This is a genomic window from Streptomyces sp. P9(2023), from assembly GCF_032436795.1.
GTDB lineage: Bacteria > Actinomycetota > Actinomycetes > Streptomycetales > Streptomycetaceae > Streptomyces.
The window spans coordinates 1-233 of sequence record NZ_JAUPWM010000876.1 but is presented as its reverse complement, the minus strand read 5'-3'; the positions used below and the strand labels follow the sequence as shown (position 1 = coordinate 233).

Below are 233 nucleotides of genomic sequence, written 5' to 3'. Positions count from 1 at the left end.
GGCCACCACCAGCATCACCACCGCCGAGCCTGCCGCCGCATCGCCGAGGCTTTCATAAAGCCCGCGCAGGCTGAGCGTGCGATAGGCCAGCGCGCCGACCAGCGCGGCATAGACGGTGGCGACAATCGCGGCCTCGGTCGGGGTGAAGACGCCGGAATAGATGCCGCCAAGGATGACGGCGGGGGTCATCAGCCCCCAGAAACTGTCAAGGAAGCTGCGCCAAAGCCTTGGAC

At 67.0% G+C, this 233-nt stretch carries 1 protein-coding gene; it reads right to left on the bottom strand.

Translation table 11 applies throughout. From position 1 onward, the window contains the following. Nucleotides 1–233, bottom strand: a 233-nt coding sequence (locus tag Q5762_RS39760; RefSeq protein ID WP_315897192.1) for a TRAP transporter large permease subunit, incomplete at both ends; no start/stop codon positions are given.